43 protein-coding genes are annotated in these 24,150 nt (G+C 60.3%); 6 read left to right on the plus strand and 37 right to left on the minus strand.

Annotation, left to right across the window (positions count from 1 at the left end; translation table 11 throughout):
• The first annotated feature begins 1 nt into the window (after window position 1).
• The 5 genes from CZ203_RS05670 (at window position 2) to CZ203_RS05690 (ending at window position 4,270) form a co-directional block, all read left to right on the plus strand.
• Entirely contained in the window at window positions 2-958 is a 957-nt protein-coding gene (locus CZ203_RS05670; RefSeq protein WP_087065186.1) for a DHH family phosphoesterase, read from the plus strand.
• The gene (gene truB / locus CZ203_RS05675) at window positions 951-1,871 is read left to right on the plus strand and encodes a tRNA pseudouridine(55) synthase TruB (protein WP_087065187.1); all 921 of its coding nucleotides are present in this window, start codon (window positions 951-953) and stop codon (window positions 1,869-1,871) included. The genes CZ203_RS05670 and truB overlap by 8 nt, the downstream gene beginning before the upstream one ends.
• A gap of 47 nt (window positions 1,872-1,918) precedes the next feature.
• A complete protein-coding gene (ribF, locus tag CZ203_RS05680; RefSeq protein WP_087065188.1) occupies window positions 1,919-2,824 on the plus strand; it encodes a riboflavin biosynthesis protein RibF in 906 nt (301 codons plus the stop codon).
• Between the two features lie 114 nt (window positions 2,825-2,938).
• The gene (locus CZ203_RS05685) at window positions 2,939-3,478 is read left to right on the plus strand and encodes an RNA polymerase sigma factor (protein ID WP_087065189.1); all 540 of its coding nucleotides are present in this window, start codon (window positions 2,939-2,941) and stop codon (window positions 3,476-3,478) included.
• A 93-nt stretch (window positions 3,479-3,571) separates the two neighbouring features.
• A complete protein-coding gene (locus CZ203_RS05690; RefSeq protein WP_087065190.1) occupies window positions 3,572-4,270 on the plus strand; it encodes a hypothetical protein in 699 nt (232 codons plus the stop codon).
• Between the two features lie 121 nt (window positions 4,271-4,391).
• Here the strand turns inward: CZ203_RS05690 and CZ203_RS05695 are convergent, their stop codons facing one another.
• From CZ203_RS05695 to CZ203_RS05705, 3 genes are read right to left on the minus strand one after another with little or no spacing between them, the layout of a single operon-like run.
• Complete coding sequence (locus tag CZ203_RS05695; protein WP_087065191.1) at window positions 4,392-4,850, minus strand: hypothetical protein; 459 nt, start codon at window positions 4,848-4,850, stop codon at window positions 4,392-4,394.
• 56 nt (window positions 4,851-4,906) lie between these two features.
• Complete coding sequence (locus tag CZ203_RS15260; RefSeq protein ID WP_087065192.1) at window positions 4,907-5,266, minus strand: helix-turn-helix domain-containing protein; 360 nt, start codon at window positions 5,264-5,266, stop codon at window positions 4,907-4,909.
• Between the two features lie 29 nt (window positions 5,267-5,295).
• Window positions 5,296-5,658, minus strand: coding sequence for a helix-turn-helix domain-containing protein (locus tag CZ203_RS05705; RefSeq protein WP_087065193.1), 363 nt, complete (start codon window positions 5,656-5,658; stop codon window positions 5,296-5,298).
• 102 nt (window positions 5,659-5,760) lie between these two features.
• Here CZ203_RS05705 and CZ203_RS05710 point away from each other — a divergent pair, with 102 nt between their 5' ends.
• Complete coding sequence (locus CZ203_RS05710) at window positions 5,761-6,111, plus strand: hypothetical protein (protein ID WP_087065194.1); 351 nt, start codon at window positions 5,761-5,763, stop codon at window positions 6,109-6,111.
• A 54-nt stretch (window positions 6,112-6,165) separates the two neighbouring features.
• Here the strand turns inward: CZ203_RS05710 and rplQ are convergent, their stop codons facing one another.
• The 34 genes from rplQ to CZ203_RS14605 form a co-directional block, all read right to left on the minus strand.
• A complete protein-coding gene (gene rplQ, locus CZ203_RS05715) occupies window positions 6,166-6,507 on the minus strand; it encodes a 50S ribosomal protein L17 (protein WP_087065195.1) in 342 nt (113 codons plus the stop codon).
• A 130-nt stretch (window positions 6,508-6,637) separates the two neighbouring features.
• Complete coding sequence (locus CZ203_RS05720; RefSeq protein ID WP_087065196.1) at window positions 6,638-7,585, minus strand: DNA-directed RNA polymerase subunit alpha; 948 nt, start codon at window positions 7,583-7,585, stop codon at window positions 6,638-6,640.
• Window positions 7,586-7,676: 91 nt separating this feature from the next.
• Window positions 7,677-8,270, minus strand: coding sequence for a 30S ribosomal protein S4 (gene rpsD, locus CZ203_RS05725; RefSeq protein WP_087065197.1), 594 nt, complete (start codon window positions 8,268-8,270; stop codon window positions 7,677-7,679).
• A gap of 18 nt (window positions 8,271-8,288) precedes the next feature.
• On the minus strand, window positions 8,289-8,690 hold the full coding sequence (gene rpsK, locus CZ203_RS05730; protein ID WP_087065198.1) for a 30S ribosomal protein S11: 402 nt from the start codon (window positions 8,688-8,690) through the stop codon (window positions 8,289-8,291).
• A gap of 15 nt (window positions 8,691-8,705) precedes the next feature.
• Complete coding sequence (gene rpsM / locus CZ203_RS05735; protein ID WP_087065199.1) at window positions 8,706-9,074, minus strand: 30S ribosomal protein S13; 369 nt, start codon at window positions 9,072-9,074, stop codon at window positions 8,706-8,708.
• A 262-nt stretch (window positions 9,075-9,336) separates the two neighbouring features.
• On the minus strand, window positions 9,337-9,450 hold the full coding sequence (gene rpmJ, locus CZ203_RS05740; protein WP_087065200.1) for a 50S ribosomal protein L36: 114 nt from the start codon (window positions 9,448-9,450) through the stop codon (window positions 9,337-9,339).
• Window positions 9,451-9,572: 122 nt separating this feature from the next.
• Entirely contained in the window at window positions 9,573-9,791 is a 219-nt protein-coding gene (gene infA, locus CZ203_RS05745; RefSeq protein WP_016148769.1) for a translation initiation factor IF-1, read from the minus strand.
• Between the two features lie 24 nt (window positions 9,792-9,815).
• Window positions 9,816-10,091, minus strand: a complete 276-nt coding sequence (locus tag CZ203_RS05750) for a KOW domain-containing RNA-binding protein (protein ID WP_087065201.1) — start codon at window positions 10,089-10,091, stop codon at window positions 9,816-9,818.
• Window positions 10,092-10,093: 2 nt separating this feature from the next.
• On the minus strand, window positions 10,094-10,858 hold the full coding sequence (gene map, locus CZ203_RS05755; RefSeq protein ID WP_087065202.1) for a type I methionyl aminopeptidase: 765 nt from the start codon (window positions 10,856-10,858) through the stop codon (window positions 10,094-10,096).
• Window positions 10,859-10,860: 2 nt separating this feature from the next.
• The gene (locus tag CZ203_RS05760; RefSeq protein ID WP_087065203.1) at window positions 10,861-11,490 is read right to left on the minus strand and encodes an adenylate kinase; all 630 of its coding nucleotides are present in this window, start codon (window positions 11,488-11,490) and stop codon (window positions 10,861-10,863) included.
• A gap of 15 nt (window positions 11,491-11,505) precedes the next feature.
• Window positions 11,506-12,795, minus strand: a complete 1,290-nt coding sequence (gene secY, locus CZ203_RS05765) for a preprotein translocase subunit SecY (protein ID WP_087065204.1) — start codon at window positions 12,793-12,795, stop codon at window positions 11,506-11,508.
• Window position 12,796: 1 nt separating this feature from the next.
• Window positions 12,797-13,237, minus strand: coding sequence for a 50S ribosomal protein L15 (gene rplO, locus CZ203_RS05770; RefSeq protein ID WP_087065205.1), 441 nt, complete (start codon window positions 13,235-13,237; stop codon window positions 12,797-12,799).
• A gap of 13 nt (window positions 13,238-13,250) precedes the next feature.
• Window positions 13,251-13,433: a 50S ribosomal protein L30 gene (rpmD, locus tag CZ203_RS05775; RefSeq protein ID WP_087065206.1), complete on the minus strand. Its 183-nt coding sequence runs from the start codon at window positions 13,431-13,433 to the stop codon at window positions 13,251-13,253.
• Window positions 13,434-13,447: 14 nt separating this feature from the next.
• The gene (gene rpsE, locus CZ203_RS05780) at window positions 13,448-13,951 is read right to left on the minus strand and encodes a 30S ribosomal protein S5 (protein ID WP_087065207.1); all 504 of its coding nucleotides are present in this window, start codon (window positions 13,949-13,951) and stop codon (window positions 13,448-13,450) included.
• An 18-nt stretch (window positions 13,952-13,969) separates the two neighbouring features.
• On the minus strand, window positions 13,970-14,329 hold the full coding sequence (gene rplR / locus CZ203_RS05785) for a 50S ribosomal protein L18 (protein ID WP_087065208.1): 360 nt from the start codon (window positions 14,327-14,329) through the stop codon (window positions 13,970-13,972).
• 16 nt (window positions 14,330-14,345) lie between these two features.
• Window positions 14,346-14,891, minus strand: a complete 546-nt coding sequence (gene rplF / locus CZ203_RS05790) for a 50S ribosomal protein L6 (protein WP_087065209.1) — start codon at window positions 14,889-14,891, stop codon at window positions 14,346-14,348.
• Window positions 14,892-14,903: 12 nt separating this feature from the next.
• Complete coding sequence (gene rpsH, locus CZ203_RS05795) at window positions 14,904-15,302, minus strand: 30S ribosomal protein S8 (RefSeq protein WP_087065210.1); 399 nt, start codon at window positions 15,300-15,302, stop codon at window positions 14,904-14,906.
• A gap of 440 nt (window positions 15,303-15,742) precedes the next feature.
• The gene (locus CZ203_RS05800; protein WP_087065211.1) at window positions 15,743-15,928 is read right to left on the minus strand and encodes a type Z 30S ribosomal protein S14; all 186 of its coding nucleotides are present in this window, start codon (window positions 15,926-15,928) and stop codon (window positions 15,743-15,745) included.
• 15 nt (window positions 15,929-15,943) lie between these two features.
• Window positions 15,944-16,486, minus strand: a complete 543-nt coding sequence (gene rplE / locus CZ203_RS05805) for a 50S ribosomal protein L5 (protein ID WP_087065212.1) — start codon at window positions 16,484-16,486, stop codon at window positions 15,944-15,946.
• A 19-nt stretch (window positions 16,487-16,505) separates the two neighbouring features.
• Window positions 16,506-16,823 (minus strand): 50S ribosomal protein L24, encoded by a 318-nt coding sequence (rplX, locus tag CZ203_RS05810; protein ID WP_087065213.1) that lies wholly within the window; start codon window positions 16,821-16,823, stop codon window positions 16,506-16,508.
• A gap of 15 nt (window positions 16,824-16,838) precedes the next feature.
• The gene (gene rplN, locus CZ203_RS05815) at window positions 16,839-17,207 is read right to left on the minus strand and encodes a 50S ribosomal protein L14 (RefSeq protein WP_087065214.1); all 369 of its coding nucleotides are present in this window, start codon (window positions 17,205-17,207) and stop codon (window positions 16,839-16,841) included.
• Window positions 17,208-17,219: 12 nt separating this feature from the next.
• Window positions 17,220-17,477 carry a 30S ribosomal protein S17 gene (rpsQ, locus tag CZ203_RS05820; protein ID WP_087065215.1) on the minus strand — a complete coding sequence of 86 codons (258 nt, stop codon included), beginning with the start codon at window positions 17,475-17,477 and terminating at the stop codon, window positions 17,220-17,222.
• Window positions 17,478-17,492: 15 nt separating this feature from the next.
• Complete coding sequence (gene rpmC, locus CZ203_RS05825; protein WP_087065233.1) at window positions 17,493-17,693, minus strand: 50S ribosomal protein L29; 201 nt, start codon at window positions 17,691-17,693, stop codon at window positions 17,493-17,495.
• On the minus strand, window positions 17,693-18,121 hold the full coding sequence (rplP, locus tag CZ203_RS05830; protein WP_087065216.1) for a 50S ribosomal protein L16: 429 nt from the start codon (window positions 18,119-18,121) through the stop codon (window positions 17,693-17,695). The genes rpmC and rplP overlap by 1 nt, the downstream gene beginning before the upstream one ends.
• Window positions 18,121-18,909: a 30S ribosomal protein S3 gene (gene rpsC, locus CZ203_RS05835; RefSeq protein ID WP_087065217.1), complete on the minus strand. Its 789-nt coding sequence runs from the start codon at window positions 18,907-18,909 to the stop codon at window positions 18,121-18,123. Before rpsC ends, rplP begins: the two co-directional genes overlap by 1 nt.
• A 15-nt stretch (window positions 18,910-18,924) precedes the next feature.
• Window positions 18,925-19,260 (minus strand): 50S ribosomal protein L22, encoded by a 336-nt coding sequence (rplV, locus tag CZ203_RS05840; protein WP_087065218.1) that lies wholly within the window; start codon window positions 19,258-19,260, stop codon window positions 18,925-18,927.
• Between the two features lie 18 nt (window positions 19,261-19,278).
• Window positions 19,279-19,560 (minus strand): 30S ribosomal protein S19, encoded by a 282-nt coding sequence (rpsS, locus tag CZ203_RS05845; protein WP_087065219.1) that lies wholly within the window; start codon window positions 19,558-19,560, stop codon window positions 19,279-19,281.
• A gap of 17 nt (window positions 19,561-19,577) precedes the next feature.
• On the minus strand, window positions 19,578-20,411 hold the full coding sequence (gene rplB, locus CZ203_RS05850; protein ID WP_087065220.1) for a 50S ribosomal protein L2: 834 nt from the start codon (window positions 20,409-20,411) through the stop codon (window positions 19,578-19,580).
• A gap of 281 nt (window positions 20,412-20,692) precedes the next feature.
• Window positions 20,693-20,986, minus strand: coding sequence for a 50S ribosomal protein L23 (gene rplW / locus CZ203_RS05855; protein WP_087065221.1), 294 nt, complete (start codon window positions 20,984-20,986; stop codon window positions 20,693-20,695).
• Window positions 20,986-21,609, minus strand: coding sequence for a 50S ribosomal protein L4 (gene rplD, locus CZ203_RS05860; protein ID WP_087065222.1), 624 nt, complete (start codon window positions 21,607-21,609; stop codon window positions 20,986-20,988). Before rplD ends, rplW begins: the two co-directional genes overlap by 1 nt.
• Window positions 21,610-21,628: 19 nt before the next feature.
• Window positions 21,629-22,324 (minus strand): 50S ribosomal protein L3, encoded by a 696-nt coding sequence (gene rplC, locus CZ203_RS05865; RefSeq protein ID WP_087065223.1) that lies wholly within the window; start codon window positions 22,322-22,324, stop codon window positions 21,629-21,631.
• A gap of 134 nt (window positions 22,325-22,458) precedes the next feature.
• Complete coding sequence (gene rpsJ, locus CZ203_RS05870) at window positions 22,459-22,770, minus strand: 30S ribosomal protein S10 (RefSeq protein WP_087065224.1); 312 nt, start codon at window positions 22,768-22,770, stop codon at window positions 22,459-22,461.
• Between the two features lie 475 nt (window positions 22,771-23,245).
• Entirely contained in the window at window positions 23,246-23,716 is a 471-nt protein-coding gene (locus CZ203_RS05875; protein ID WP_087065225.1) for a YbaK/EbsC family protein, read from the minus strand.
• A gap of 98 nt (window positions 23,717-23,814) precedes the next feature.
• The coding region (locus CZ203_RS14605) for a hypothetical protein (RefSeq protein WP_159456386.1) at window positions 23,815-24,150 on the minus strand (336 nt) is incomplete at its 5' end.

The following is a 24,150-nucleotide window of genomic DNA, read 5'->3' on the forward strand; positions in this document are numbered from 1 at the left end:
CATGGGCGTCCCCGTAACCGTACCCGAGGCGGCGCGCGCGCTGCTCGACGCGGACGATATCCTGATCCTGACCCACCGCCGCCCCGACGGCGACACCGCCGGCTGTGCGGGCGCGCTGTGCCGCGGCCTGCGCGCGCTGGGCAAGCGCGCCTTTATCCTGCCGAACCCGGAGATTACCAAACGCTATGCCCCGCTGATTACCCCCTGTTATCCGGAGGACGGTTTTAACCCGCAGTTTGTCGTTACGACCGATATTGCGGATTACGGCCTGTTCACGGACAACGCCAAGAGCTATGAGGGGCGCATCGGCCTGGCCATCGACCACCACCGCTCGAACCCGCTGTTCGGCGGTAAGAACCTGGTCTCCCCGGAGGCGGGCGCGTGCGCGGAGGTCATTTACGATGTGCTGATGGCGATGGGCGTGCCGCTGACGCTGGAGATCGCGGAATCGCTGTATGTAGGCGTTTCGACCGATACCGGCTGTTTCCGCTACTCCAACACCACGCCGCACACCCACGCGGTCGCGGCGGCCTGCCTGACGACCGGCCTGGACGGCGGCGAGTGGAACCGCGTGCTGTTCGAGACCAAGAGCCGCCCGCGCTTTGAAATGGAGCGCATCATTTTCGATACCATGGAGTTTTTCGAGGACGGCAACATCGCGCTTGCGACGCTGTACCGCGCGGACATCGACCGCACAGCGGCCACGCCGGACGACCTCGACTCGATCGCGGCGCTGCCCCGGCAGATCGAGGGCGTCGAAATCGGCCTGACGCTGACCGAAAACCGCGACGGCACCTGCAAGGCCTCGGTGCGCACGACCCGCGAGGTCGATGCGTCCGCCCTGTGCCAGCAGTGCGGCGGCGGCGGCCACCTGCGCGCGGCGGGCGCGTCGTTCGCCTCGCTCGCGGAGGCGCGGGAGCGCCTGCTGTCGCTGTCCCGGGCGGTGTACCATGGCTGAGGCGCAGGGCACGCTGTCCGGCGTGCTGATTATGGACAAGCCCGCCGGGTTTACCTCGCATGACGTGGTGGCCAAGCTGCGCGGCATCCTGAAGACCCGGAAAATCGGCCACGGCGGCACGCTCGACCCGATGGCGACCGGCGTGCTGCCGGTGTTCGTCGGGGGCGCGACGCGCGCCGCCGATTACGCGGCCGCGCAGGACAAGGAGTATGTGGCCGGCTTTACGCTCGGCTTCCGCACCGACACGCAGGATACGACCGGCGAGACCCTGGAAACGAGCGGCCGCACCGCGTCGCGCGACGCGGTCGAAGCCGCGCTGCGCGGCTTCCTGGGGCCGCAGGAACAGGTGCCGCCCATGTACTCCGCCGTCAAGATCGGCGGCAAAAAGCTGTATGACCTCGCCCGGCAGGGCAAGGAGGTCGCGCGCCCCGCGCGCCCCATCACGGTGCACGAAATCGGGCTGCTGTCCTTTGACGGGGACGCGCAGCAAGGGACGTTCCGCGTGGTGGCGAGCAAGGGCACCTATGTCCGCACGCTCGTCGACGACCTCGGGCGGCGGCTCGGCACGCTGGCCGCGATGCACAGCCTGGTGCGCACGCGGTCGGGCGCGTACCCGCTCGCGCAGGCGCATTCCTTCGCCTCGGTCGAGCAGGCCGCGGCGGAGGGGTGGCTCCCCTCCCTGCTGCGCCCGACCGACAGCCTGTTCCTCGCCTACCCGCGCGCCGACCTGGACGGCTACGGCTTTACCCGCGCGCAGTCCGGCGCGTTCATCGCGCCCGAGCACGCGCCCGGGATGCCGATGGAGCCAGGCGCGCTGTGCCGCGCCTATTACGACGGCCGTTTCCTGATGCTCGGCCGCGTGGGCACGCTGCAAAAGGGCGGCCTGGCGCTGTTCGTACATAAGAACTTCTAGCGCGGCAGCCCTGCCGACACATTAATTTTTCCACTGGGGGTTTTCCCATGACACAGCAGAAAGTCCGGCGCGCCATCGCGCTCGGTTATTTTGACGGCGTGCACCTCGGGCACCGCGCCCTGATGGAGCGCGCCGTCCTGCGCGCCAAGGAGAACGGCGCCATGTCCGCGGTGTTCACGTTCGACGTGCACCCGGATTCGGTCGTGCTCGGCCGCCAGGTGCCGCTCATCACCGCAAACGCCTACCGCCGGGAGGAGATCAAGCGCCTCGGCGGCGTGGACGAGGTGATTTTCGGCCACTTTGACGAGCGGATGCGCACGATGGACTGGCGCGACTTCATCTCCGAGCTGCTGGTCGGGCAGTTCGGCGCGTGCTACATCATCTCCGGCCGGAACAACCGCTTCGGCTACAAGGGGCTGGGGACCGCGGAGGGCATGGCCGCGGAATGCGCCCGCCTCGGCGTGGGGTACGACTGCATCGAAGACGTGACGGTCGACGGCGTCGTCGTCTCCTCGACGTATATCCGCCAGCTCATTTCCCAGGGCGACATGGAGGGCGCGTCGCGCTTCCTCGGCCACCCCTATACCGTGACGGGGATCGTCCAGCACGGCCGCAAGGTCGGCGGGCGGGTGCTCGGCGTGCCGACGGTCAACCTCGCCCTGCCGCCCGAAATGGCGCTGCCGCCCTACGGCGTGTACGCCACGCGCGTGCTGGTGGACGGGCAGGCGCACCTCGCCGCGACCAATATCGGCATCAAGCCGACCTTTGTGGACGGCGGCGCGCCGACGATCGAGCCGCACCTGCTGGATTACACCGGCGACCTGTACGGCAAGATGATCCACGTGGAGCTGCACAAGTTCCTGCGCCCCGAGCGCGCCTTCGCCTCGGTGGAGGAGCTGAAGGCCGCAATCGCGCAGAACGTGCAGGAGACGCGCGACTTTTTCAAGGCATGATAACGCCGGGGACGGGAACGCCCCCGGCGTTTGCTTTGCCCGGAAAAAAATTTCAGGGCGCGGGAACATCCCGGCCGCGCGGCGCGTGTTAAGGGTGAAAGGAGGGGCAAACAAATGGAACATGTACTGCGTACCGACGCTTTCCTGTCGGAAGCCATGGCCGCGCATGGGGACGCGGTGTACCGCCTGGCGCTCTGCCGGATGCAGCGCGTGCAGGACGCGGAGGACGTCTACCAGGAGGTTTTCCTGCGCCTGCTGCGCGACCCCACGAAGTTTGACGGCGACGGGCACCTCAAGGCCTGGCTGCTGCGCGTCACGCTCAATTGCTGCCACAGCCTGTGGCGCAGCCCCTGGCAGCGGCGCGCGCCGCTTGTAGACCAAGCCGTCCCCCCGCCGCAGGACGAACAGACTGCGGCGCTCTGGGAGGCGGTCGCGGCGCTGTCGCCGCACCAGCGGACGGCCGTGCACCTTTACTACGCGGAGGGCTACCGCACGGAGGAGATCGCGCAGCTCACGGGCTGCAGCGCCGCGACGGTGCGCACCCGGCTGCACCGGGCGCGTACCGCCCTCAAAGGGCTTTTGGAAGGAGGAACCGATGATGGACAAGAAGAACCCTTACCGCAGCCTGCAGCAGGGCATTCACCCGCCCGGTGATCTGCAGGCGCGCGTACTCGCCGCGGCGCAGGACGAGCGCCGTGCGGGACGCGCTGCCCGCCGCCGCATGAANGCCAGCAGGAAACCGCGCCCGTGCGCTTGCCGCTGGACGGGCAGTTCCCGGAGGTGCAGGGCACGGTCGCCGCGGTGGGCGACGGCCTCGGCATCGCGTTCCACATGGATGGCGACGATAAGCCCATGTCCGGCAACACCGCCTGCTATGGCGTGTACGTCACTGCCGTGACCGATACCCGCACGGGCGTGCGCCATGAATACGGCGGCACGCAAGGCGTCTGGTCGGACGCGGAAACCGGGGACAGCTTCCAGGTCTGCCTGGTGCCGGACTTCACCATCGGCGACCTGCCTTACCTCCAGGTTGAACTGGAGTATTCGCTGTTCGATATCCTGACGGACAAACCGTTCCTGCTCTCCTTCAAGGCGGAAAACAAGACCGAACGTTCGCTGCGCCTGGGCTACGATCTCGAGGCCGGCGGCGCCACGCTTTCACTCGATAAGATCGACGTGTCCACCCTCGGCGCGCTGCTGACGGTACGCACGGCCGAAGACGTGAGCGTGTTTGACCTGGCCTATGACGGGCACCAGCTGTCCGTGGCTTACCGCATGCAGGACGGCACGGAAATCCCGCTGCAAGTCCGGGCGGGGCAATACGACGGCAAAAGCCTGCATGTGCTGACCCTCGACCCGGTGGACGCGGACGGCAACCGCCTGTTCCCCGACATGGCGCAGGTGCAAAGCGTCGTGATCAACGGGCGGGAAACCCCCTTAACCTGAAAAGCAGGCACAATCAAAGGCGGCCTCTTCCGAGGCCGCCTTTTATATTGCAAATGCCAATGGCAACCGTCCACGGACGGCGCGAAGTTCCACGGTTGGCGCGCTTCACATCCTGCTTATCTCAGGCACGTTCCGCAAATATTTCCGCATTGATATGCCACTCGCCATCCCCTTTTACCGTTACGTTCTGCCAATGGAATCGATCCTCATCAATCTTGACAAAGACCCACTTCCGATTTTCATCACCGGTGTAGGTCAGGATGACCATTTCGCCCTGTTTCCTTGCTTCCAGCCGTATGATTTTCCCTGTATAGCCATAAGCGACGTCCCAAGCGTGCGTATCGGGATTGTAGATACGGAGTGACGTCCCATATTCATAATCAGGCAGGATAATGACGTCCTGGATTGCCATCCCTTCAAGGACCCATGAAAAATGCCATTCGCCTTCGATGGCGCGGGCATTGCCGCCCTCGGCATAATGGATTTTCCAACTGCCGACCAGCTTCCCAAAATAGTTAAACGCTTCGGGCAATGCGTCATTTTTTCTTTCGCTGGCCAGGGCTTCATAAAAACCTTGCATGTACGGATTCCCCTTTAAAATCAAACACGGTACATTTCAATCGTGATTATGGCATGTCAATCGTCCGCGGGCGGTGCGAAGTTGCGCCGCAGGATATCCTTTGCCGCGGCGGCGAGGTCTACAATCGCGCGCAGCTCAGCGTCGGAACAGTCGTCCACAATCCGCGCGAGGTCGCGCTCAAACTGCGGGCGGGCGGCGGTATCTATCACATCATATAACAAAAGGTCGGCAGTAATCTGCAATGCATTGCAAATACCGACCAGTGCTTGCATGCGAAAATCGCTTTTGCCGCATTCAATCCTGCTGATTTGCGGGATTGACAGCCCTGACATTTCTGACAGCATTTCCTGCGTAATATGCCGCTCTATACGCTTACGCCGAATGCGATCCCCGATTTCTTCAAAATTAATTTTCATATCATCACCGATTATGGCACTATGGCATGTCAATCGTCCGCGGGCGGCGCGAAGTTGCGCCGCAGGGTATCCTTTGCCGCGGCGGCGAGGTCTACAATCGCGCGCAATTCGGCGTCGGTACAGTCGTCCACAATCCGCGCGAGGTCGCGCTCGAACTGCGGGCGGGCGGCGGCGGCAACACAATCAGCGAGCAGTTCATTCACCGTAACGCCAAGGGCGTTACATAATGCAATCAGCATCGGTAAGCTGGCTTTTGTAGAGCCGCACTCGATATTGCTGATATGTGAAGTCGATGAATCGACGAAATCCGCCAGTTGCTCTTGCGTGAAATTCCGCGACTTCCGGATGCTTTTGACCCGTTGCCCAATCGCTTTATAATCCAGTGTGCGCATTGAGATCCCTCCATAACATAGCTATTGTACAAGAATCTCTTCTGTAGTATAATAATCTATATAAGTAATATTACCTATATAATGATAGTTATGAGGTTGAATATGAGAATTTTAAACTACAAGTTCCCGATTGACCGATATGCGCTCCGGTTTTTCATCCTACTGTGGCTGGTTTGGATGTTCAGCTGGTTTCACGGGGAATTTTGCGGCGTCGGCGACGGCTTCAGCCTTTGCATTGCCATGATGCAGCGGCAGGAGCCGTCCGCCTACGCCAACCTGCCCTATGTGCTCGACCCGGTACAGCGCACCATCCATCTGGACGGCTGCCCCCTGCTGCCGGATGGGGATTTCTGCGCGCGATGCGGCGAGGGTTTCCCGCTCAGCCTGTTCGGCTACCGCCCCTGCAAAGCCTGCGCCGCCCGGGCAACCGGGGACGCGGCCGCCGGGGCATAAAAAAATCGTCCGCTTCCCAAAAGGAAGGGGACGATTTTTTTGCACGATCAGTAATTATACCAGCTCGATGATCGCCATCTCGGCGCAGTCGCCGCGGCGGGGGCCGGTCTTGATGATGCGGGTGTAGCCGCCGTTTCTCTGCTCATAGCCCGGGGCGATGTCAGAGAACAGCTTTGCGACAACAGCTTCCTTGGTGATGAAGCCCATCGCCTGACGACGGGAGGCAAGCGTGTTCTTCTTGCCCAGCGTAATCATTTTTTCAGCGAGGGGGCCAACTTCCTTGGCGCGGGCGACAGTGGTCTCAATTCTGCCATTTTCCAGCAGAAAGGTAACCATTGCGCGCAGCATCGCCATTCTATGGTCGGTCGCTCTGCCGAGCTTACGGTTTCCTGCCATGAAATGATACCTCCTATGATAAGGTTAACGTATGTTCAGCGGGCGGGGGCGCGGCATGCGCGCCCCGATCCCGCATCGGTGCATGGGATAAACGGCCGCGGCCGTGTACGATTGAAGGCTTAAGCCGCGCTTAATCTTCGTTCTTGGCAAGGCTCAGGCCCATGGCCTCCAGCTTGCTGATGACCTCTTCAAGCGACTTGCGGCCCAGGTTGCGGACCTTCATCATGTCGTCCTCAGACGTGTTGATGAGGTCTTCCACCGTGTTGATGCCGGCACGCTTCAGGCAGTTGAAGGAACGCACGGAGAAGTCAAGCTCCTCAATGGTCATTTCGAGTACCTTGTCGTGCTGCGCCTCCGCCTTTTCGACGACCGTGGACTTGGAGCCGATCTCCTCGGACAGGTCTACGAACAGGTCGAGATGGTCGCGCAGGACCTTGGCGCCCAGGCTGACCGCATCCTTCGCGGCGATGGTGCAGTCCGTCCAGACTTCAAGCGTCAGCTTGTCATAATCGGTCATATTGCCAACACGGGTGTTTTCCACCGTGTAATTGCATTTATATACCGGAGTATAGATGGAATCGACCGGGATCACGCCGATGGCGGTCTGATACTGCTTGTTGCGTTCCGCCGGTACATAACCACGGCCGGAAGACAGCGTTATCTCCATGGACAGGCGCGCGTCGCCCATAAGCGTCGCGATGTGCAGGTCCGGATTCAGGATCTCGACCTCGCCGTCGGCATGGATATCGCCCGCCTTGACTTCGCCCTCGCCGGCCGCTTCGATATAGACCGTCTTGGGACCGTCGCAATGCAGCTTGGCAATGATGCCCTTTACATTGAGGACGATTTCGGTCACATCTTCCTTGACGCCCGGGATGGTGGAGAACTCGTGCTGTACGCCTGCGATCTTAATGCTGCTCGCAGCGGTACCGGGCAGGGAAGACAGCAGGATGCGGCGCAGGGAATTGCCCAGCGTGGTGCCGTATCCGCGTTCGAGCGGCTCGACTACGAACTTGCCGTAGGAGCCATCCTCCTTCAGTTCTTCGCAGTCGATGCGCGGCTTTTCGATTTCGATCATTACTGGTACCCTCCTTTACGTTCGGCCAAAAACTTTCCATGATTGCACCCGGGTAAGCCCGGACACAACCCATAAAATGAGAGGGTCCGGCTTATTTGGAGTACAACTCGACGATGAGATGCTCGGCGACTTCGTAGTCGATGTCGTCACGGGTGGGCATCGCAATGATCTTGCCTTCAAAGGTGTCCTTATCCTTGTCGATCCACTTCGGCATGGCCTTCTTGCCGTTCTCCTCGAGCAGGGTCTTGAACTTGGTGGTGGAGCGGGACTTCTCGCAGACCGCGATCACGTCGCCCATCTTGACCTGGTAGGACGGGATGTTGACGCGCTGGCCGTTTACGGTGAAGTGCGCGTGGTTTACGAGCTGGCGCGCCTCACGGCGGGTGTTCGCAAAGCCCATACGGAATACGACGTTATCCAGGCGGCGCTCCAGCTCCTGCAGCAGGATTTCGCCGGTGATGCCCTGCTTCTTCTCCGCCTTCTCATAGTACTTATGGAAAGGCTTCTCGAGGACGCCGTAAATGAACTTTACCTTCTGCTTCTCAGCCAGCTGCATGCCGTATTCGGACTGCTTGCGGCGGGACTGCTTCGGGTTCCTCTTGGTGCTCTTGGAATAACCCAGAACCGCGGGAGACAGACCCAGGGTCTTGCATCTCTTCAGAACGGGCTGCATATTCTTTGCCATTTAAAGTATCCTCCTCTATTAGACTCTTCTTCTCTTGGGCGGACGGCAGCCGTTGTGCGGGATCGGGGTTACGTCCTTGATCATCGTTACTTCCAGGCCGGTTGCCTGCAGTGCACGGATGGCTGCTTCACGTCCGGAGCCGGGGCCCTTGACATAAACTTCAACCGTCTTGAGGCCGTGCTCCATCGCAGCCTTTGCAGCCGTCTCAGCAGCGGTCTGCGCCGCGAACGGCGTGGACTTACGGCTGCCACGGAAGCCCATCTCGCCTGCGGACGCCCAGGACAGGGCATTGCCGTTGAGGTCGGTGATGGTTACGATGGTATTATTGAAGGAGGAGCGGATATGAGCCGCGCCCTTTTCAATATTCTTGCGCTCGCGGCGCTTCGTTCTGACAGCGCCCTTTTTCTGTACCTTAGCCATTTGTTCGCTCCCTCCTTACTTCTTCTTGTTCGCAATGGTCTTCTTCGGACCCTTGCGGGTGCGCGCGTTGGTCTTGGTACGCTGACCGCGTACCGGCAGGCCGCGGCGGTGGCGGATGCCACGGTAGCAGCCGATTTCAACCAGGCGCTTGATGTTCAGGCCGATCTCACGGCGGAGGTCGCCTTCCACGGTATAATCCTTGTCAATCGCTTCGCGCAGACGGGCAGCCTCGTCCTCGGTCAGGTCCTTGACGCGGGTATCCGGATTTACTCCGGTCTTCTCTAAGATTTCATTTGCAGTCTTGCGGCCAATGCCGAAGACGTAGGTCAGGCCGATCTCCACGCGCTTTTCGCGGGGCAGGTCAACACCGGCAATACGTGCCATATTTCTATAAACCTCCGAAATATTCGCTGGGGCGTGTTGGCAGACACAGTATAGGGGCCGCCCCCGCCCCTGCAGCGCTGCACCTGCGTGCATGCTTGTCGTGTCCACTTACGGATGAGCCCGCGCCAAAGGCGCGCGCCCTTATAGAAAGCCCGGTTTTTCCGGGCCTTATATCCCCGGTACAGCCGCCATGGGCGGCGTCATTGGGGTTGCAAAACGGGGATCCCATTTTGCAGATAGGGGCTTCTAAGCCTCCTATGCGTCAGCCCTGCTTCTGCTTGTGCTTCGGGTTTACGCAGATGACCATTACCTTGCCCTTGCGGCGGATGATCTTGCACTTCTCGCAGATCGGCTTTACAGACGGTCTTACCTTCATGATCGTTTTACCTCCATCATTTATTGGTGGGATGGGACACACGGCCTCCCCGGCCGGCGACCACTGGCGCTCGGGCCACTTGACGCGCCTCCGCCCGCTTTTTCATCCCCGGTGCGTCCAAATTACTTGGAGCGCCAGGTGATACGACCGCGGGTCAGGTCGTAAGGCGACATCTGAACAGTGACCTTGTCGCCGGGTAGAATGCGGATAAAGTTCATGCGGAGCTTGCCGGAAATGTGGGCCAGGATCTTGTGCCCGTTGGGAAGCTCCACCTGGAACATTGCGTTGGGCAGCGCCTCTATGACGGTACCTTCCAGTTCAATTACGTCATCTTTTGCCATACGCTAAAAATTCTCCTCCCTTGGTCAGTCTGAGCCCGTTTCCCCTGTCCAGAGGGCAAGGGCCTTGCGGATATCGCTGTTGGACAGCTTGCCTGCGGCAAGCAGCTTTTCACGCGTCTTTTCGTCGCACGCCCCCTGGTGGGAAACATGGGCGCGCTTTTTGCGCTTCGGGCTTTCCGCCCGCCGCTGCCTGCCGTTGGCCAGGTAAAGGCATGTGTCATCCTCGTCCAGGACGAGCAGCAGCATCCCCTTGTCCCTGCCCTTCAGCGATAAAACGATGTCGGATTTATGGGATTCCATCGTTACAGTACCTCGCCGTCGATATTCGTCAGAATCTCGGGCTCCCCATCGGTGATTGCAACAGTGTTCTCGTAGTGCGCCGACAGCCTGCCGTCCCGTGTCTTGACGGTCCAGCCGTCCGGCAGGACCTTGACGTCGTACACGCCCGCGTTGACCATGGGCTCAATTGCAAGGGTCATACCCCGCTGGAGCCGTACCCCATGCCCCGGCCGGCCGAAATTCGGGATTTCGGGCGACTCGTGCAGGGCGGCGCCTACGCCGTGCCCCACATAGCTGCGTACGACCGAAAAGCCGTGCGCCTCCACATAGGCCTGCACCGCGCTGGAAATATCGGAGATGCGGCAGCCCTCGCGGGCGTACCGGATACCCTCATAGAAGCTCTGCCGGGTTACCTCGATCAGCTTCTTGGCCTCCTCGGAAACCTCCCCGCAGGGGATGGTCGCCGCGCAGTCGCCATGGAAGCCGCCGATATAGGCGCCCACGTCGACCTTGACGATATCGCCCTCATGGATCACCCGTTTGGGCGAGGGGATACCGTGGATAACCTCGTCGTTGATGGATACGCAGGCGCTCCCCGGGAAGCCGCCGTAGCCGAGGAAGGAGGGCGTAGCGCCCGCATCCTCGATCGTCTTGCGGACAATCCGGTCGATCTCGCCTGTAGTAACCCCCGGCCTCACCGCGTCGGCGGCCGCCTTACGGGCGACCGCTGTCAAGCGGCAGGCCGTCCGCATGAGCGCAAGCTCATGCTCGGACTTGATATTAATCATGCTTAAAGCCCCAGTGCAGCGGCCGCAAAGCCTTGGGTCTTTTCGATCCCCTGCGTGCCGTCGATGCTCTTCAGCTTGCCCTGCGCGCCGTAGTAGCCCTTGAGGGGCTCGGTCTGCGCATGGTAGGTCGCGAGGCGGTCGGCCACGACATCGGGCTTGTCATCGGAACGGGTGTGCAGGCCGTCGCCGCACTTATCGCACACGCCATCCGCCTTCGGCGGGTTGGCAACAATGTGATAGGTCGCGCCGCACTTCAGGCAGACGCGGCGGCCGGTCATACGGGCCTCGATCACCTCGTCCGGGACTTCCAGGGACAGCGCGCAGTCGATCTCCGCAATGGTATCGAGCGCCTCCGCCTGGGGGATGGTGCGCGGGAAACCGTCGAGGATAAAGCCGCCCTTGCAATCGTCCTGCGCGATGCGCTCGCGCAGCATGCCGATGACCACTTCATCCGGGACAAGCTGCCCCGCATCCATATACTGCTTGGCGCTCAGGCCAAGCGCGGTCTTGTTCTTAATGGCCTCACGGAGAATGTTGCCGGTGGACACCGACGGCACCCCCATCTTGTCGATGAGGTATGCCGCCAGGGTGCCCTTACCGGCGCCCGGAGCGCCGAGTAAAATCAGCTTCACAGAAAATGCCTCCCGTTATTCAAGGAATCCCTTGTGGTGACGCATCATCATCTGGGCTTCCATCTGCTTGACCGTATCGAGCGCAACGCCGACGACGATCAGCACGGAAGTGCCGCCCAGCGCAACGCCGGACAGGCTGGAGTTGAACGCAGCGATTACCAGCGGCAGCGCGGCGACAACGCCCAGGAAGATGGAACCGACAAAAGTGACCTTGCCGAGCGCCTTGGTGATAAAGTCGCTCGTCGGCTTGCCGGGGCGGAAGCCCGGGATAAAGCCGCCGTTCTTTTTCAGATTATTGGCAATTTCCACCGGATTAAACTGGATTGCCGCATAGAAATAAGAAAATGCGACGATCAGCAGCAGATACACAACAATATAGAACGGGTGGGTGTGGTTAAACAGGTTCATGATATGCCAGCCGAAGCTGCCCGACGCCGGCTTGTAGAAAATGCCGATCGTGGTGGGCAGGGACATGATCGAGGAGGCGAAGATGATCGGCATAACGCCCGACGCGGATACCTTGATCGGCAGGTGCGTGGACTGGCCGCCGTACATCTTACGGCCTACGACGCGCTTGGCATACTGGATGGGGATCCGGCGCTCGGCGTTCGACATGAATACGACAAACACGATCAGCGCGATGCCGACGACCAGGATCAGGGCGGCGATCAGGATGTTCGCGCTGCCGTTCTTGATCAGGTTGTACATGCCGTTGACCATCGACGGGCCGCGGGAGATAATGCCCGCGAACAGGATGATGGAGATACCGTTGCCGATGCCGTTTTCGGTGATATGCTCACCCAGCCAGATGATGAACGCGGTGCCCGCGGTAAAGCTCATGACGATGACGATACCGGTCCAGACGTCGCGCTGCGTCAGCAGGTTCTGGGCGCGCAGCATGGTGTAGTAGGTGAAGCCCTGCAGAAGACCGAGCGCAACGCCGAGGTAACGGGTCCAGCTCGCGATCTTCTTGCGGCCCTCTTCGCCGTTTTCCTTCACCATACGCTCGAGCGCCGGGATCGCAACCGTCAAAAGCTGCAGGATGATCGAGGCGTTGATGTAGGGGGTGATGGACATTGCGAAAAGGGTTGCATTGGACAGGCCGCCGCCGGTAAACACGTTAACAAAGCCGAGCATGCTGTTCGCGTAATCCGCGGAAGAGAACAGCGTTTTCAGGCCCTGAAGGTCGATAAACGGTACCGGGATGGACGCGCCAATTCGGAAAATCAGCAGAATAAAGAGCGTATAAAGGATCTTTTTCTTCAGTTCCGGAATACGCCAGGCGTTCTTGAAGGTTTCAAACACCTCATACCACCTCGGCCTTTCCGCCTGCCTTTTCGATCTTTTCCTTAGCGGAAGCCGAGAAAGCCGCTGCCTTGACGGTCAGTTTCTTGGTCAGCTCGCCGCTGCCGAGGATTTTAACGCCGTCCAGCTGGTTCTTGACGATGCCAGCCTCGACGAGGGACTGTGCCGTAACTTCGGTGCCATCCTCAAAACGGTCGAGCGCAGATACGTTCACCGGCGCGTAGGTGGTGCCGAAAATGTTGTGGAAGCCACGCTTCGGCAGGCGGCGTGCCAGGGGCATCTGGCCGCCTTCAAAACCGGGACGGACGCCGCCGCCCGAACGGGCCCACTGGCCCTTGTGGCCGCGGCCTGCGGTCTTGCCGTTGCCGGAGCCTGCACCGCGGCCCTTGCGGAAGGGCTTCTTCGCGGAGCCTTCAGAAGGCTGTAAATTCTGAAGCTTCATGGTTTACACCTCCTTATACGTTCTCATCAACCTGGAGCAGATAGCCAATCTTGGCGACCTTGCCGCGCGTCTGCGCGTTGTCCGGCTGAATCGTTACATCATTAATCTTCTTTAACCCTAACGAGTGAGCGGTGGCGATGTGCTTTTCAATGCGGCCCGCCAGGCTCTTTTTCAGGGTAATCTTCATGTTAGCCATTGTATTACCCCTCCTTAAAGTTCGGAAACGTCTTTGCCGCGGACAGCCGCGACCTGGGCGGCGTCACGCAGGGACTTCAGGCCCTCGATCGTCGCGGTTACGACGTTCTGCGGGTTGTTGGAACGCAGGCACTTGGTACGGATGTCCTTGATACCCGCAGCCTCAACGACCGCACGGACCGCGCCGCCGGCGATAACGCCGGTACCGGGGGCAGCCGGCTTCAGCAGCACGCGGCCGGCGCCAAATTCGCCGATGACCTCGTGCGGGATGCTGGTGCCCTTCAGGGAAACCTTGATCAGGTTCTTCTTGGCGTCCTCGATGCCCTTGCGGATCGCGTCAGGAACTTCGGAGGCCTTACCCAGACCGAAACCGACGGTGCCCTTGCCATCGCCCACGACGACCAGCGCCGCGAACTTAAAGATACGGCCGCCCTTTACAGTCTTGGATACGCGATTGAGGGAGACGACGGTTTCTTTGAACTCGTCCTCTCTCTTATCGTTTCTATCAAATTTAGCCATGTTTTACCTCCTCCCGACTTAAAACTGAAGGCCGCCCTCACGGGCGCCGTCAGCGAGTTCTTTGACACGGCCGTGGTACAGGTAGCCGCCGCGGTCGAATACGACAACGGTAACGCCCTTGGCCTTGGCGCGCTCGGCGACCTTCTGGCCGACAAGCTTGGCAGCATCCTTGTTGCCGCCATACTGTGCAAAGTCCTTCTCGATGGTCGAGGCGGAGGCGATGGTGACGCCGGTTACGTCGTCGATCACCTGCGCGTAGATATTCTTTGCGCTTCTAAACACATTCAGACGCGGACGCTCAGCAGTACCGGAAATCGTGCCGCGTACTCTCTTGTGACGCTTCAGACGCGCTTTGTTAGAGTCTTTCTTCGAAACCATTTAGGCACACCTTCCTTTACTTCTTCTTAGCGCCGGTCTTGCCTTCCTTGCGGCGGATGACCTCGTCTACATACTTGATACCCTTGCCCTTATACGGCTCCGGCGGGCGCTTCTCGCGGACTTCCGCCGCGAACTGGCCGACCTTCTGCTTGTCAGGGCCGGAAATGATGATGCTGTTCGGGCTCGGGACGTCGATCGTGATGCCCTCGATCTCGGACATGACCACCTGATGGGAATAGCCAAGGTTCATCACCAGGTCCTTGCCCTGCTTGGCGACACGGTAGCCGACGCCGTTGACCTGCAGCTCCTTCTTGAAGCCCTCGGTCACGCCGACAACCATGTTGTTGATCAGGGTGCGGGTCAGGCCGTGCAGCGAACGGTTTTCCTTCTGGTCGTTCGGGCGGGTTACGACGATTTCGCCGTCCCCGATCGTTACGGTCATGTTCGGGTGGATTTCACGCGTCAGGGTCGCCTTCGCGCCCTTGACAGTCATGACACCCGCGTCCATCGTTACGGTGACGCCGGCGGGGATGGCGATGGGCATTCTACCAATTCTAGACATGTTATACCCTCCTTACCATACGAACGCCAGGACTTCACCGCCGACATTCAGCTCGCGAGCCTTCTTGTCGGTCATGACGCCCTTGGAAGTGGAAACAATCGCGACGCCAAGGCCACGGAGTACCTTCGGGAGCTCCTGCGCGCCTGCGTATACACGGAGGCCGGGCTTGGAAACGCGCTTCAGGCCGGAAATCGCCTGGTTGCGGCTGCCCTGGTACTTCAGGGCGATACGGATGAGGCCCTGCGCACCGTCGTCAACGAGCTGGAAGTTCTTGATATAGCCTTCGTCCAGCAGGATCTGTGCGATAGCCTTCTTCATTTTGGATGCCGGGACGTCAACGCTTTCGTGACGGGCGGAACCCGCGTTGCGGATGCGGGTCAGCATATCCGCGATGGGATCAGTGATCTGCATAAATGCAATTCTCCTTTACTAGAAGTTTGAGGGTAGTGCAGCAATCTGCGGGCATCCCGGCACCACCCGGGGTTCCCTGATTCGCCTGTTTGCCCTCCACTTTTCTATACACTGCCGTAGCCTTTCTACGGACAGCGGCCGGGGTGCTGCCTGCCCGGTGGGCAGACAGATATATACAACAAATTGTCAGTCCGCACGCAGGCGGACCAACAATTCATTATACCGTATTTCCTTTTGCCCGCCCTGGCGGCGGGGCACAATTTGAGAAAACCGCGATTACACCTATTATAGCACGGGGAATGCGGTGTCCACAAGCGTCATTGTGCCAACTTTTGCAAAAGATTCCGCGCTTTTTCCCGTCAAAACGCTCTGTGGGCAACGCCCCAGAGCGTTTTTTTGACGTTTTAAAGCATTATCCGGATATCCTGGTAAACCGTAGCTTACCAGCTCGCCTTGCGCACGCCCGGGATCTGGCCCTTGTAAGCCAGCTCGCGGAAGCAGATACGGCAGATGCCGTAGTCGCGCAGGTAAGCGTGCGGACGGCCGCAGATCTTGCAGCGGTTGTACGCGCGGGTAGAGAACTTCGGAGTCTTCTGCTGCTTGAGTACCATTGCCTTCTTAGCCATGTTTAAGAATCCTCCTTACTTCTCGAACGGCGCGCCCATCAGGGACAGCAGCTCTTTTGCTTCTTCATCGGTCTGCGCGGTGGTGCAGATGATGATGTCCATACCGCGGATCTTATCGATCTGGTCGTACTCGATCTCCGGGAAAATCAGCTGCTCCTTGAGGCCGAACGCGTAGTTGCCGCGGCCGTCGAAAGAGTTGCCGTTGATGCCGCGGAAGTCGCGCACGCGCGGCAGCGCGATATTGAACAGGCGGTCGAGGAACTCCCACATCTTGTCCTGGCGCAGGGTGACCTTGACGCCGACCGGCATGCCCTCGCGGAGCTTGAAGTTCGCAACGGACTTCTTCGCCGTGGTGACGACGGCCTTCTGGCCGGTGATCGCGGTGATGTCGCGCACGACGGACTCGAGGACCTTCGGGTTGCCGTTGGCCTCCTTGCCGCAGCCGACGTTGACAACGATCTTGTCAAGCTTCGGGATCTGCATCGGGGACTTGTAAGCGAACTTCTTCATAAGAGCAGGCGCAACTTCACTTACATACTTATCTTTCATTCTAGGCATGATTTCAGTTTACCTCCTCTTAAATTTCCGCGCCGCAGTGCTTGCAGACGGTCGCCTTCGCGCCGTTCTCAAGTACCTTATGCGCCGGGCGGGTCGGCTTGTCGCAGGTCGGGCATACGCGCATGACCTTGCTGGCACGCAGGGCTGCTTCGCGCTTTACGATGCCGCCGGCCTCGCCCTGTCGGCGGGGCTTCTGGTGGCAGGTCACGAAGTTTACGCCTTCGATTACGACCATGCCCTTCTTCGGGTCAACGCTCATAACCTTGCCGCGCTTGCCCTTCTCCTTGCCGGAGAGGACGACTGCCGTGTCGCCCTTTTTCAGGTGCAGTGTATTCATATTCAGGCGACCTCCTTACAGTACTTCCGGGGCCAGCGACAGGATCTTCATGTAATCCTTGTCGCGCAGCTCACGCGCGACAGGCCCGAAGATACGGGTGCCGCGGGGGTTTTTATCTTCCTTGATGATAACTGCCGCATTCTCGTCAAAGCGGATGTAGCTGCCGTCCGCACGGCGCAGGCCCTTGACGGTGCGGACGATAACAGCCTTGACTACATCGCCCTTCTTCACGCCGCCGCCCGGGGTCGCCTTGCGCACCGAACATACGATCACATCGCCGATGTTGCCGTACCTACGGGTGGAGCCGCCGAGAACACGGATGCACTTGAGTTCCTTCGCGCCGCTGTTATCCGCCGCGCGCAGGTAAGTTTCCTGCTGAATCATGTGTTCTCCTCCTTACTTCGCCTTTTCGATGATCTCGACCAGACGCCATCTCTTGTCCTTGGACAGCGGGCGGGTCTCCATCACGCGAACCTTGTCGCCGATGCCGCACTCGTTGTTTTCGTCGTGCGCCTTCAGCTTATAGGTATTCTTGATGATCTTCTTATACAGCGGGTGCTGTACTCTATCCTCGATCGCGACAACGATTGTCTTATCCATCTTATCGGATACGACCTTGCCGACGCGCGTCTTACGGAACGCTCTCTCGTTCAACTTCGCTTACCTCCCTTACGCCTTGGCCGCAAGCTCGCGCTCACGGAGAACGGTGTTCACTCTTGCGATATCACGCTTGACCGCCGTGATCTGCATCGGGTTGTCAAGCTGGTTGGTAGCATGCTGAAGTCTGAGGTTAAACAGGTCCTTCTTCAGGTCTGCGAGCTTCGTGTTCAGCTCCTCGACCGTCATCTCTCTAATCTCGTTTGCCTTCATCATTCTTCACCACCAATCTTGGTCTCTCGCTGGACGAACTTCGTCTTGACGGGCAGCTTGTGGCTGGCGAGACGCAGCGCCTCACGCGCAGTCTCCTCCGGCACGCCGGCGATCTCGAACAGAACGCGGCCCGGCTTGACGACTGCGACCCAGTACTCCGGGGAACCCTTACCGGAACCCATTCGGGTTTCGGCCGGCTTCTCGGTGACCGGCTTATCCGGGAAAATCTTGATCCATACCTGGCCGCCACGCTTGGTGTAACGGGTCATGGCGATACGGGCAGCCTCGATCTGGTTGGAGGTGATCCAGGCCGGCTCGGTAGCCTGGAGGCCGAACTCGCCGTGGGAAACGAAGTTGCCACGGGTAGCCTTGCCCTTCAGGCGGCCGCGATGCACGCGACGGTATTTAACTCTCTTGGGGAGCAGCATTAGCGGTTGCCTCCTTCCTGACGGGGTGCACGGCGGTCGCCGTTACCATTGCGGTTGAAGTCACGACGGCCGCCGCGGCGGTCATCACGGCGATCGCGGCGGTCGCGGCGCTCAAACGCCGGCTTCGGAGCCTCGATCGAGCGGCCCAGGCGCGGGCCGCCGTGCAGGACTTCACCCTTGTAGATCCATACCTTTACGCCGATGCGGCCGTAGGTGGTCGCAGCCTCGGCGAAGCCGTAGTCGATGTCCGCGCGCAGGGTTTGCAGCGGGATGGTGCCTTCGTGGTAGTGCTCGGTGCGGGCGATTTCCGCGCCGCCCAGGCGGCCGCCGCAGGAAACCTTGATGCCCTTGGCGCCCATGCGCATTGCACGGCCCATGGACTGCTTCATCGCGCGGCGGAAGCCGATGCGCTTCTCCAGCTGCTGCGCGATATTCTCCGCAACCAGGGTTGCGTTGGTGTCCGGGTTCTTGATCTCGATGATGGAGACCTTGACCGGCTTGCCGACCATCTTGGTCAGGTCGGCCTCAAGCTTCTGGATGTCCTCGCCGCCCTTGCCGATGACAAGGCCCGGACGGGCGCACTGGATCATGATCTTGACGTCCTTGTTGGTACGCTCGATCTCGATCGCCGGTACGCCTGCGGCGTACAGCAGCTTCTTGAGGTACTTACGGATTTTATAGTCTTCCACGAGAAGGTCGCCGAACTGTGCGTCCTTGGCGAACCAGCGGGAATCCCAATTCTTAATAACGCCGACACGGAGACCGTTCGGATTTACTTTCTGGCCCATTGTTACCCTCCTCGTTTATTCTTTTTCGGCGAGAACCATCGTGATATGGGAGGTTCTCTTCAAGATCCGGAACGCTCTGCCCTGGGCGCGCGGCATCACGCGCTTCATAACCGGGCCGGGCGTAACGAACACCTGGCTGATATACAGCTTGTCGGTGTCCATATTGTGGTTGTTCTCCGCGTTGGCAACGCAGCTCTTGAGCAGCTTGATCATGATTTCCGAAGCAGCCTTCGGGGTGTTCATGATAATCGCCGCAGCCGTGCCGGCGTCCTTGCCGCGGATCAGGTCGCACAGGATCTTGACCTTACGAGGGGCGATTCGGACGTTTCTTACATAAGCTTTAGCTTCCATTTGTTATCGTGCCTCCCCTTACTTACCGTTATTGGAGGTCCTGCTGCCCGCATGACCCCTGTAGGTACGCGTCGGGGCGAACTCACCCAGCTTGTGACCTACCATGTCCTCGGTCACATAGACCGGGACGTGCTTCCTGCCGTCGTGTACGGCAATCGTATGACCAACGAAATCGGGGAAAATGGTGGACGCCCTAGACCAGGTCTTGAGCACCTTCTTCTCGCCCTTCGCGTTCATCTCTACAACCCTCTTAAGCAGCTCGGGAGCCACAAAAGGGCCTTTCTTTACGCTTCTGCCCATATTTAATAACTCCTTCCTTACTTACCGTTGCGACGGCGGACGATCATCTTGTCCGTGCGGTGATGCTTCTTACGCGTCTTATAACCCATAGCAGGCTTGCCCCACGGGGTAACCGGGGACGGGCGGCCGATCGGGGACTTGCCTTCGCCGCCGCCGTGCGGGTGGTCGCAGGGGTTCATGACAGAGCCGCGGACGGTCGGGCGGATACCCATGTGGCGGGTACGGCCGGCCTTGCCGATCTGGACGTTCGCATGGTCGGAATTGCCGACGACGCCGATGGTCGCCTTGCAGTTGAGGCGGATGAAGCGGACTTCGCCGGAGGGCAGGCGGACCTGCGCCATGCCGTTCTCCTTCGCCATCAGCTGCGCTGCAACGCCGGCAGAACGGACAAGCTGCGCGCCCTTGCCCGGGTACAGCTCCACGTTGTGGATCATGGTACCGACCGGGATGTTCTCGATCGGCAGGCAGTTGCCCGGCTTGATGTCGGCCGCCGCGGAAGAGACGACCTTGTCGCCGATCACGAGGCCTTCCGGCGCCAGGATATAGGCCTTTACGCCGTCTTCGTACTGGATCAGCGCGATATTCGCGGAGCGGTTCGGGTCATACTCGAGGGTCATGACGGTCGCCGGCATATCCATCTTCTGGCGCTTGAAATCGATAATGCGGTACTTCTGCTTGTTGCCGCCGCCGTGGTGGCGGACGGTGATGCGGCCGTAGCTGTTGCGGCCGGCGTTCTTCTTGAGCTTTTCAAGGAGGCTCTTCTCCGGTTTCACCTTAGACAGGCCCTTGTAGGAGAGAACAGTCATGTTTCTTCTGGAAGGGGTCGTCGGGTTGAAAGTCTTGATCGCCATTTGTGTAGTTTCAACTCCTTAATTTGTTGGATGCGCGACGCTTTGCGCGCCCTGCGCACCGCAATGTTTGTTATCGGGGTTTTCCTTCCCCATAGGGACCCTATGCAAACGCCCCATGCCCCCAGCCGCGCACGGCGCGGGGGATTATGCATAAGGCGCGTAGCCGGGCCGTCCCCGCCGGCGGCGCATACCGGCCGCAGCAGGGTATCGGGGGCCGCGCGTATGCCCGGCGCCCGGATATGCTTGGCACCTGATAAGCCGCCGGCCTATCAAATGCAAGTTTAGATCATGTTCTCGAAGATCTCGATCTTCTTGGAGTCGGGCGTCAGGGTGACGACCGCCTTCTTGACGTCCGGGCGCTTGCCGACGTGGACGCCCATGCGCTTCCACTTGCCCGGCAGCTTGATGGTGTTGACCTTGGCGACCTTGACGCCGAAGATTTCCTCAACGGCCTTCTTGATCTCGATCTTGCCTGCGCCGCGTGCAACCTCGAAGGTGTATTTGTTATCAGCCAGGCCCTCCATGGAGCGCTCGGTGATGATCGGTCTGCGGATCACATCATGTGCGAATTTCATTATGCGTACACCTCCTGGAGCTTCTCAACCGCCGCCTTGTCGATGATGAACTTGTCGGCGTGCAGGATGTCGTAAACGTTCAGGGTGCTGGAGACCGTCGTGCGCACGCCCGGGATGTTGGCCGCGGACTTGACGACGTTCTTGCGGACCTCCGGGGTGACGACCAGGCTCTTGCCGGTGGAGTCGACGCTCGCGAGGAACTGGGCGAACACCTTGGTCTTGATCTCGCCCATATCCAGGCCGTCTACGACGATGATCTCGCCGGCCTGCGCCTTGGCGGACAGGGCGGAGAGCATTGCCAGACGCTTGACCTTCTTGTTCAGCGTGTAGTTGTAGGAACGGGGCTTCGGGCCGAGGGCGATGCCGCCGTGCGTCCACTGGGGCGCGCGGATGGAGCCCTGGCGGGCGCGGCCGGTGCCCTTCTGGCGCCACGGCTTGATGCCGCCGCCACGGACCTCAGCGCGGGTCAGCGTGGACTGGGTGCCGTGCCTTCTGTTCGCGAGGTAATTCTTAACCGCCGCGTGGAGAACGGACATGTTCGGCTCGATGCCGAAAACCGCCGCGTTCAGTTCCATTTCACCGGTCTGCTGGCCGGCCATATTGTAAACCTTTACTGTAGGCATTGTCTATTTCCTCCTCCCCTTACTTTCTTGCAGAGGCCTTCTGCGGGTTCTTGCTGACGCCGGCCTCGCCCTTGACGAGCTTGTTGTTCTTGACGGTGTTCTTCAGGAACACAATGCCGCCCTTGGGGCCCGGGATAGCGCCGCGGACCGCGATCAGGTTCATCTCTGCGTCAACCTTGACAACGTCGAGGTTCTGTACGGTGACCTGCTCGTTGCCCATGTGGCCAGGCATCATTTTGCCCTTCATGATCTTGGACGGGTCGGAGCAAGCGCCCATGGAGCCCTGATGGCGGTGCATCGGGCCGGCGCCGTGGGTCATCGGGGAGCGGCCCGCGTTGAAGCGCTTGATAACGCCCGCGAAGCCCTTGCCCTTGGAAACGCCGGTGACGTCTACAAAGTCGCCTTCCTTGAACATGTCTGCCTTGATGACGTCGCCGAGGTTGAAAGCGGAACAGTCCTCGAGGCGGAACTCCTTGAGGTACTTCTTCAGCGCTTCGCCGGCCTTCTTCAGGTGGCCGGCCTCCGGCTTGGTCAGCTTCTTTTCCTTTACATCCTCAAAACCGAGCTGGACGGCGCTGTAGCCTTCCTTCTCAACGGTCTTGAGCTGGGTTACGGTGCAGGGGCCGGCTTCGATAACGGTAACCGGGATGACCTTGCCCTCAGCGTCGAAGATCTGGGTCATGCCGACCTTCTTGCCGATGATTGCCTTTTGCATTTACATTTCCTCCTTAAAGGTTATTGGTTGACGGTCCATGCCGCCAACTTGACCCCGCCGCGCCAGTCATGTGCGCGGCTGGTATATAAGGTGCGTGAGCGCGCCTTACAGTCTGTTTGAAAGCTGCGGGGATATTAGAGCTTGATCTCGATGTCCACGCCGGCCGGCAGGTCGAGCGTCATCAGGGACTCGACGGTCTTCTGCGCCGGGTTCAGGATGTCGATCAGGCGCTTGTGGGTGCGGCGCTCGAACTGCTCGCGGCTGTCCTTGTACTTGTGGACCGCGCGCAGGATGGTGATGATCTCCTTCTCGGTCGGCAGCGGGATCGGGCCGGAAACCTTTGCGCCGGTGCGCTTCGCGGTCTCGACGATCTTCTCTGCGCTCTGGTCGATCAGTTCGCTGTCGTAAGCTTTGAGCCTGATACGGATCTTCTCAGCATTTGCCATTTTGTTTTTTCCTCCTCGTGTACTGTCGTACATAATGATAATGTGTCGACGGCGTACGGAGAGAAACTGCAACCCTTCCGCGTGTATCGCGTTTGGGCATAAAATGAACCGGACAAACCTATGGTGTTTGAAATCCGGCCCCAAGGCACACAAGTGGTTCGTGCAGTCGGCTGCCCGGCCATTGCCGGAAGTCCCGAGCTTACGCAGGAACATTGCGTGAACTTTAATTAGCAGTTGTCTCAACCGCCCGATTGTCGGACCTACTCCGCCGAAGTTACCTGCCCACGGCAGCAATCTCCGGCATCATCGCGTGACCTGCTTTTCGCAGGTGCCCTTATAGTTTACTGCACGCCCTTCCCAAAGTCAAGCGCTTTATAGAAAATATTCCGGCATTTTCGTTGAATTTGCATATTGCATCAGCCGCCCCGCGCATTTTAGGCGCTTTTTGACAAAGATACACAAAGGGCGCGGGGGTTCACCCCCACCCCTTGCATACGTCGACCCAGCCGCGGCTGCCGGAGGCCTCGTACAGCTCCTCGCACGACAGGCGCACCGCGGAGGCCGCCGTGCCCGCCGCGGGGTACACGGTATCGAAACGCTGCAGCGACGCGTCGGTATAGACCTCGACGCCGTCCCGCACGCCGAAGGGGCACACGCCGCCCACGCCGTGGCCGATGCGCGCCTCGACCTCGTCCGCGGAAAGCATCTTCGCCTTGCGGCCGAACCGGTCCTTGAACTTGCGGTTGTCGACCTTGGCATCGCCCGCGGCGACGACCAGGATGCTCCCGTCCCCGTTTTCAAAGGACAGCGTCTTGGCGATGCGCGCCGGCTCGCAGCCGACCGCCTCCGCCGCCAGCCCAACCGTCGCGCTCGATACCGTGAACTCCTGGATACGGCCTTCCAGGCCGAAGGACGCCAGGTGCGCCCTTGCCTTTTCCATCGACATGGTGTTACCCCCTGTAATTTATTATTTTCCCCTCCATGATACGCGCCCTGCGGGCAAAAAGCAAGCGCGGCGCGGTTTTAAAACCGCGCCGCGCCCGTTTAATCCTGATACAGGACGATGATCAGGCCGTGATCCGCCTTGCTGTCGATCAGCACGCCGGACACGCTGTCGCGCTGCTGCGGCTCAAAACCGCCCTTGGACAGGTCGGCCAGCGCCTTTTCCAGCACGCTCATATCGTTTTTGACCGCGAAATACGCCGCGCGGCCGTCGGCCGTCTGGTCGAGGTAGGTCGCCTCAAAGCTGGGCGCCTCCCCGCTCCCGGTCGCGACATAGCAGAACGCGAAGCCCTGCTCCAGCAGGGACGCCGGGGTCTCCGGCAGTTCCGGCATCACCGCCGCCATACGCGGCGCTGCGCCGAGCCGCGGGGACGCCGC

The organism is Intestinibacillus massiliensis, from assembly GCF_900155735.1.
Lineage (GTDB): Bacteria > Bacillota > Clostridia > Oscillospirales > Butyricicoccaceae > Intestinibacillus > Intestinibacillus massiliensis.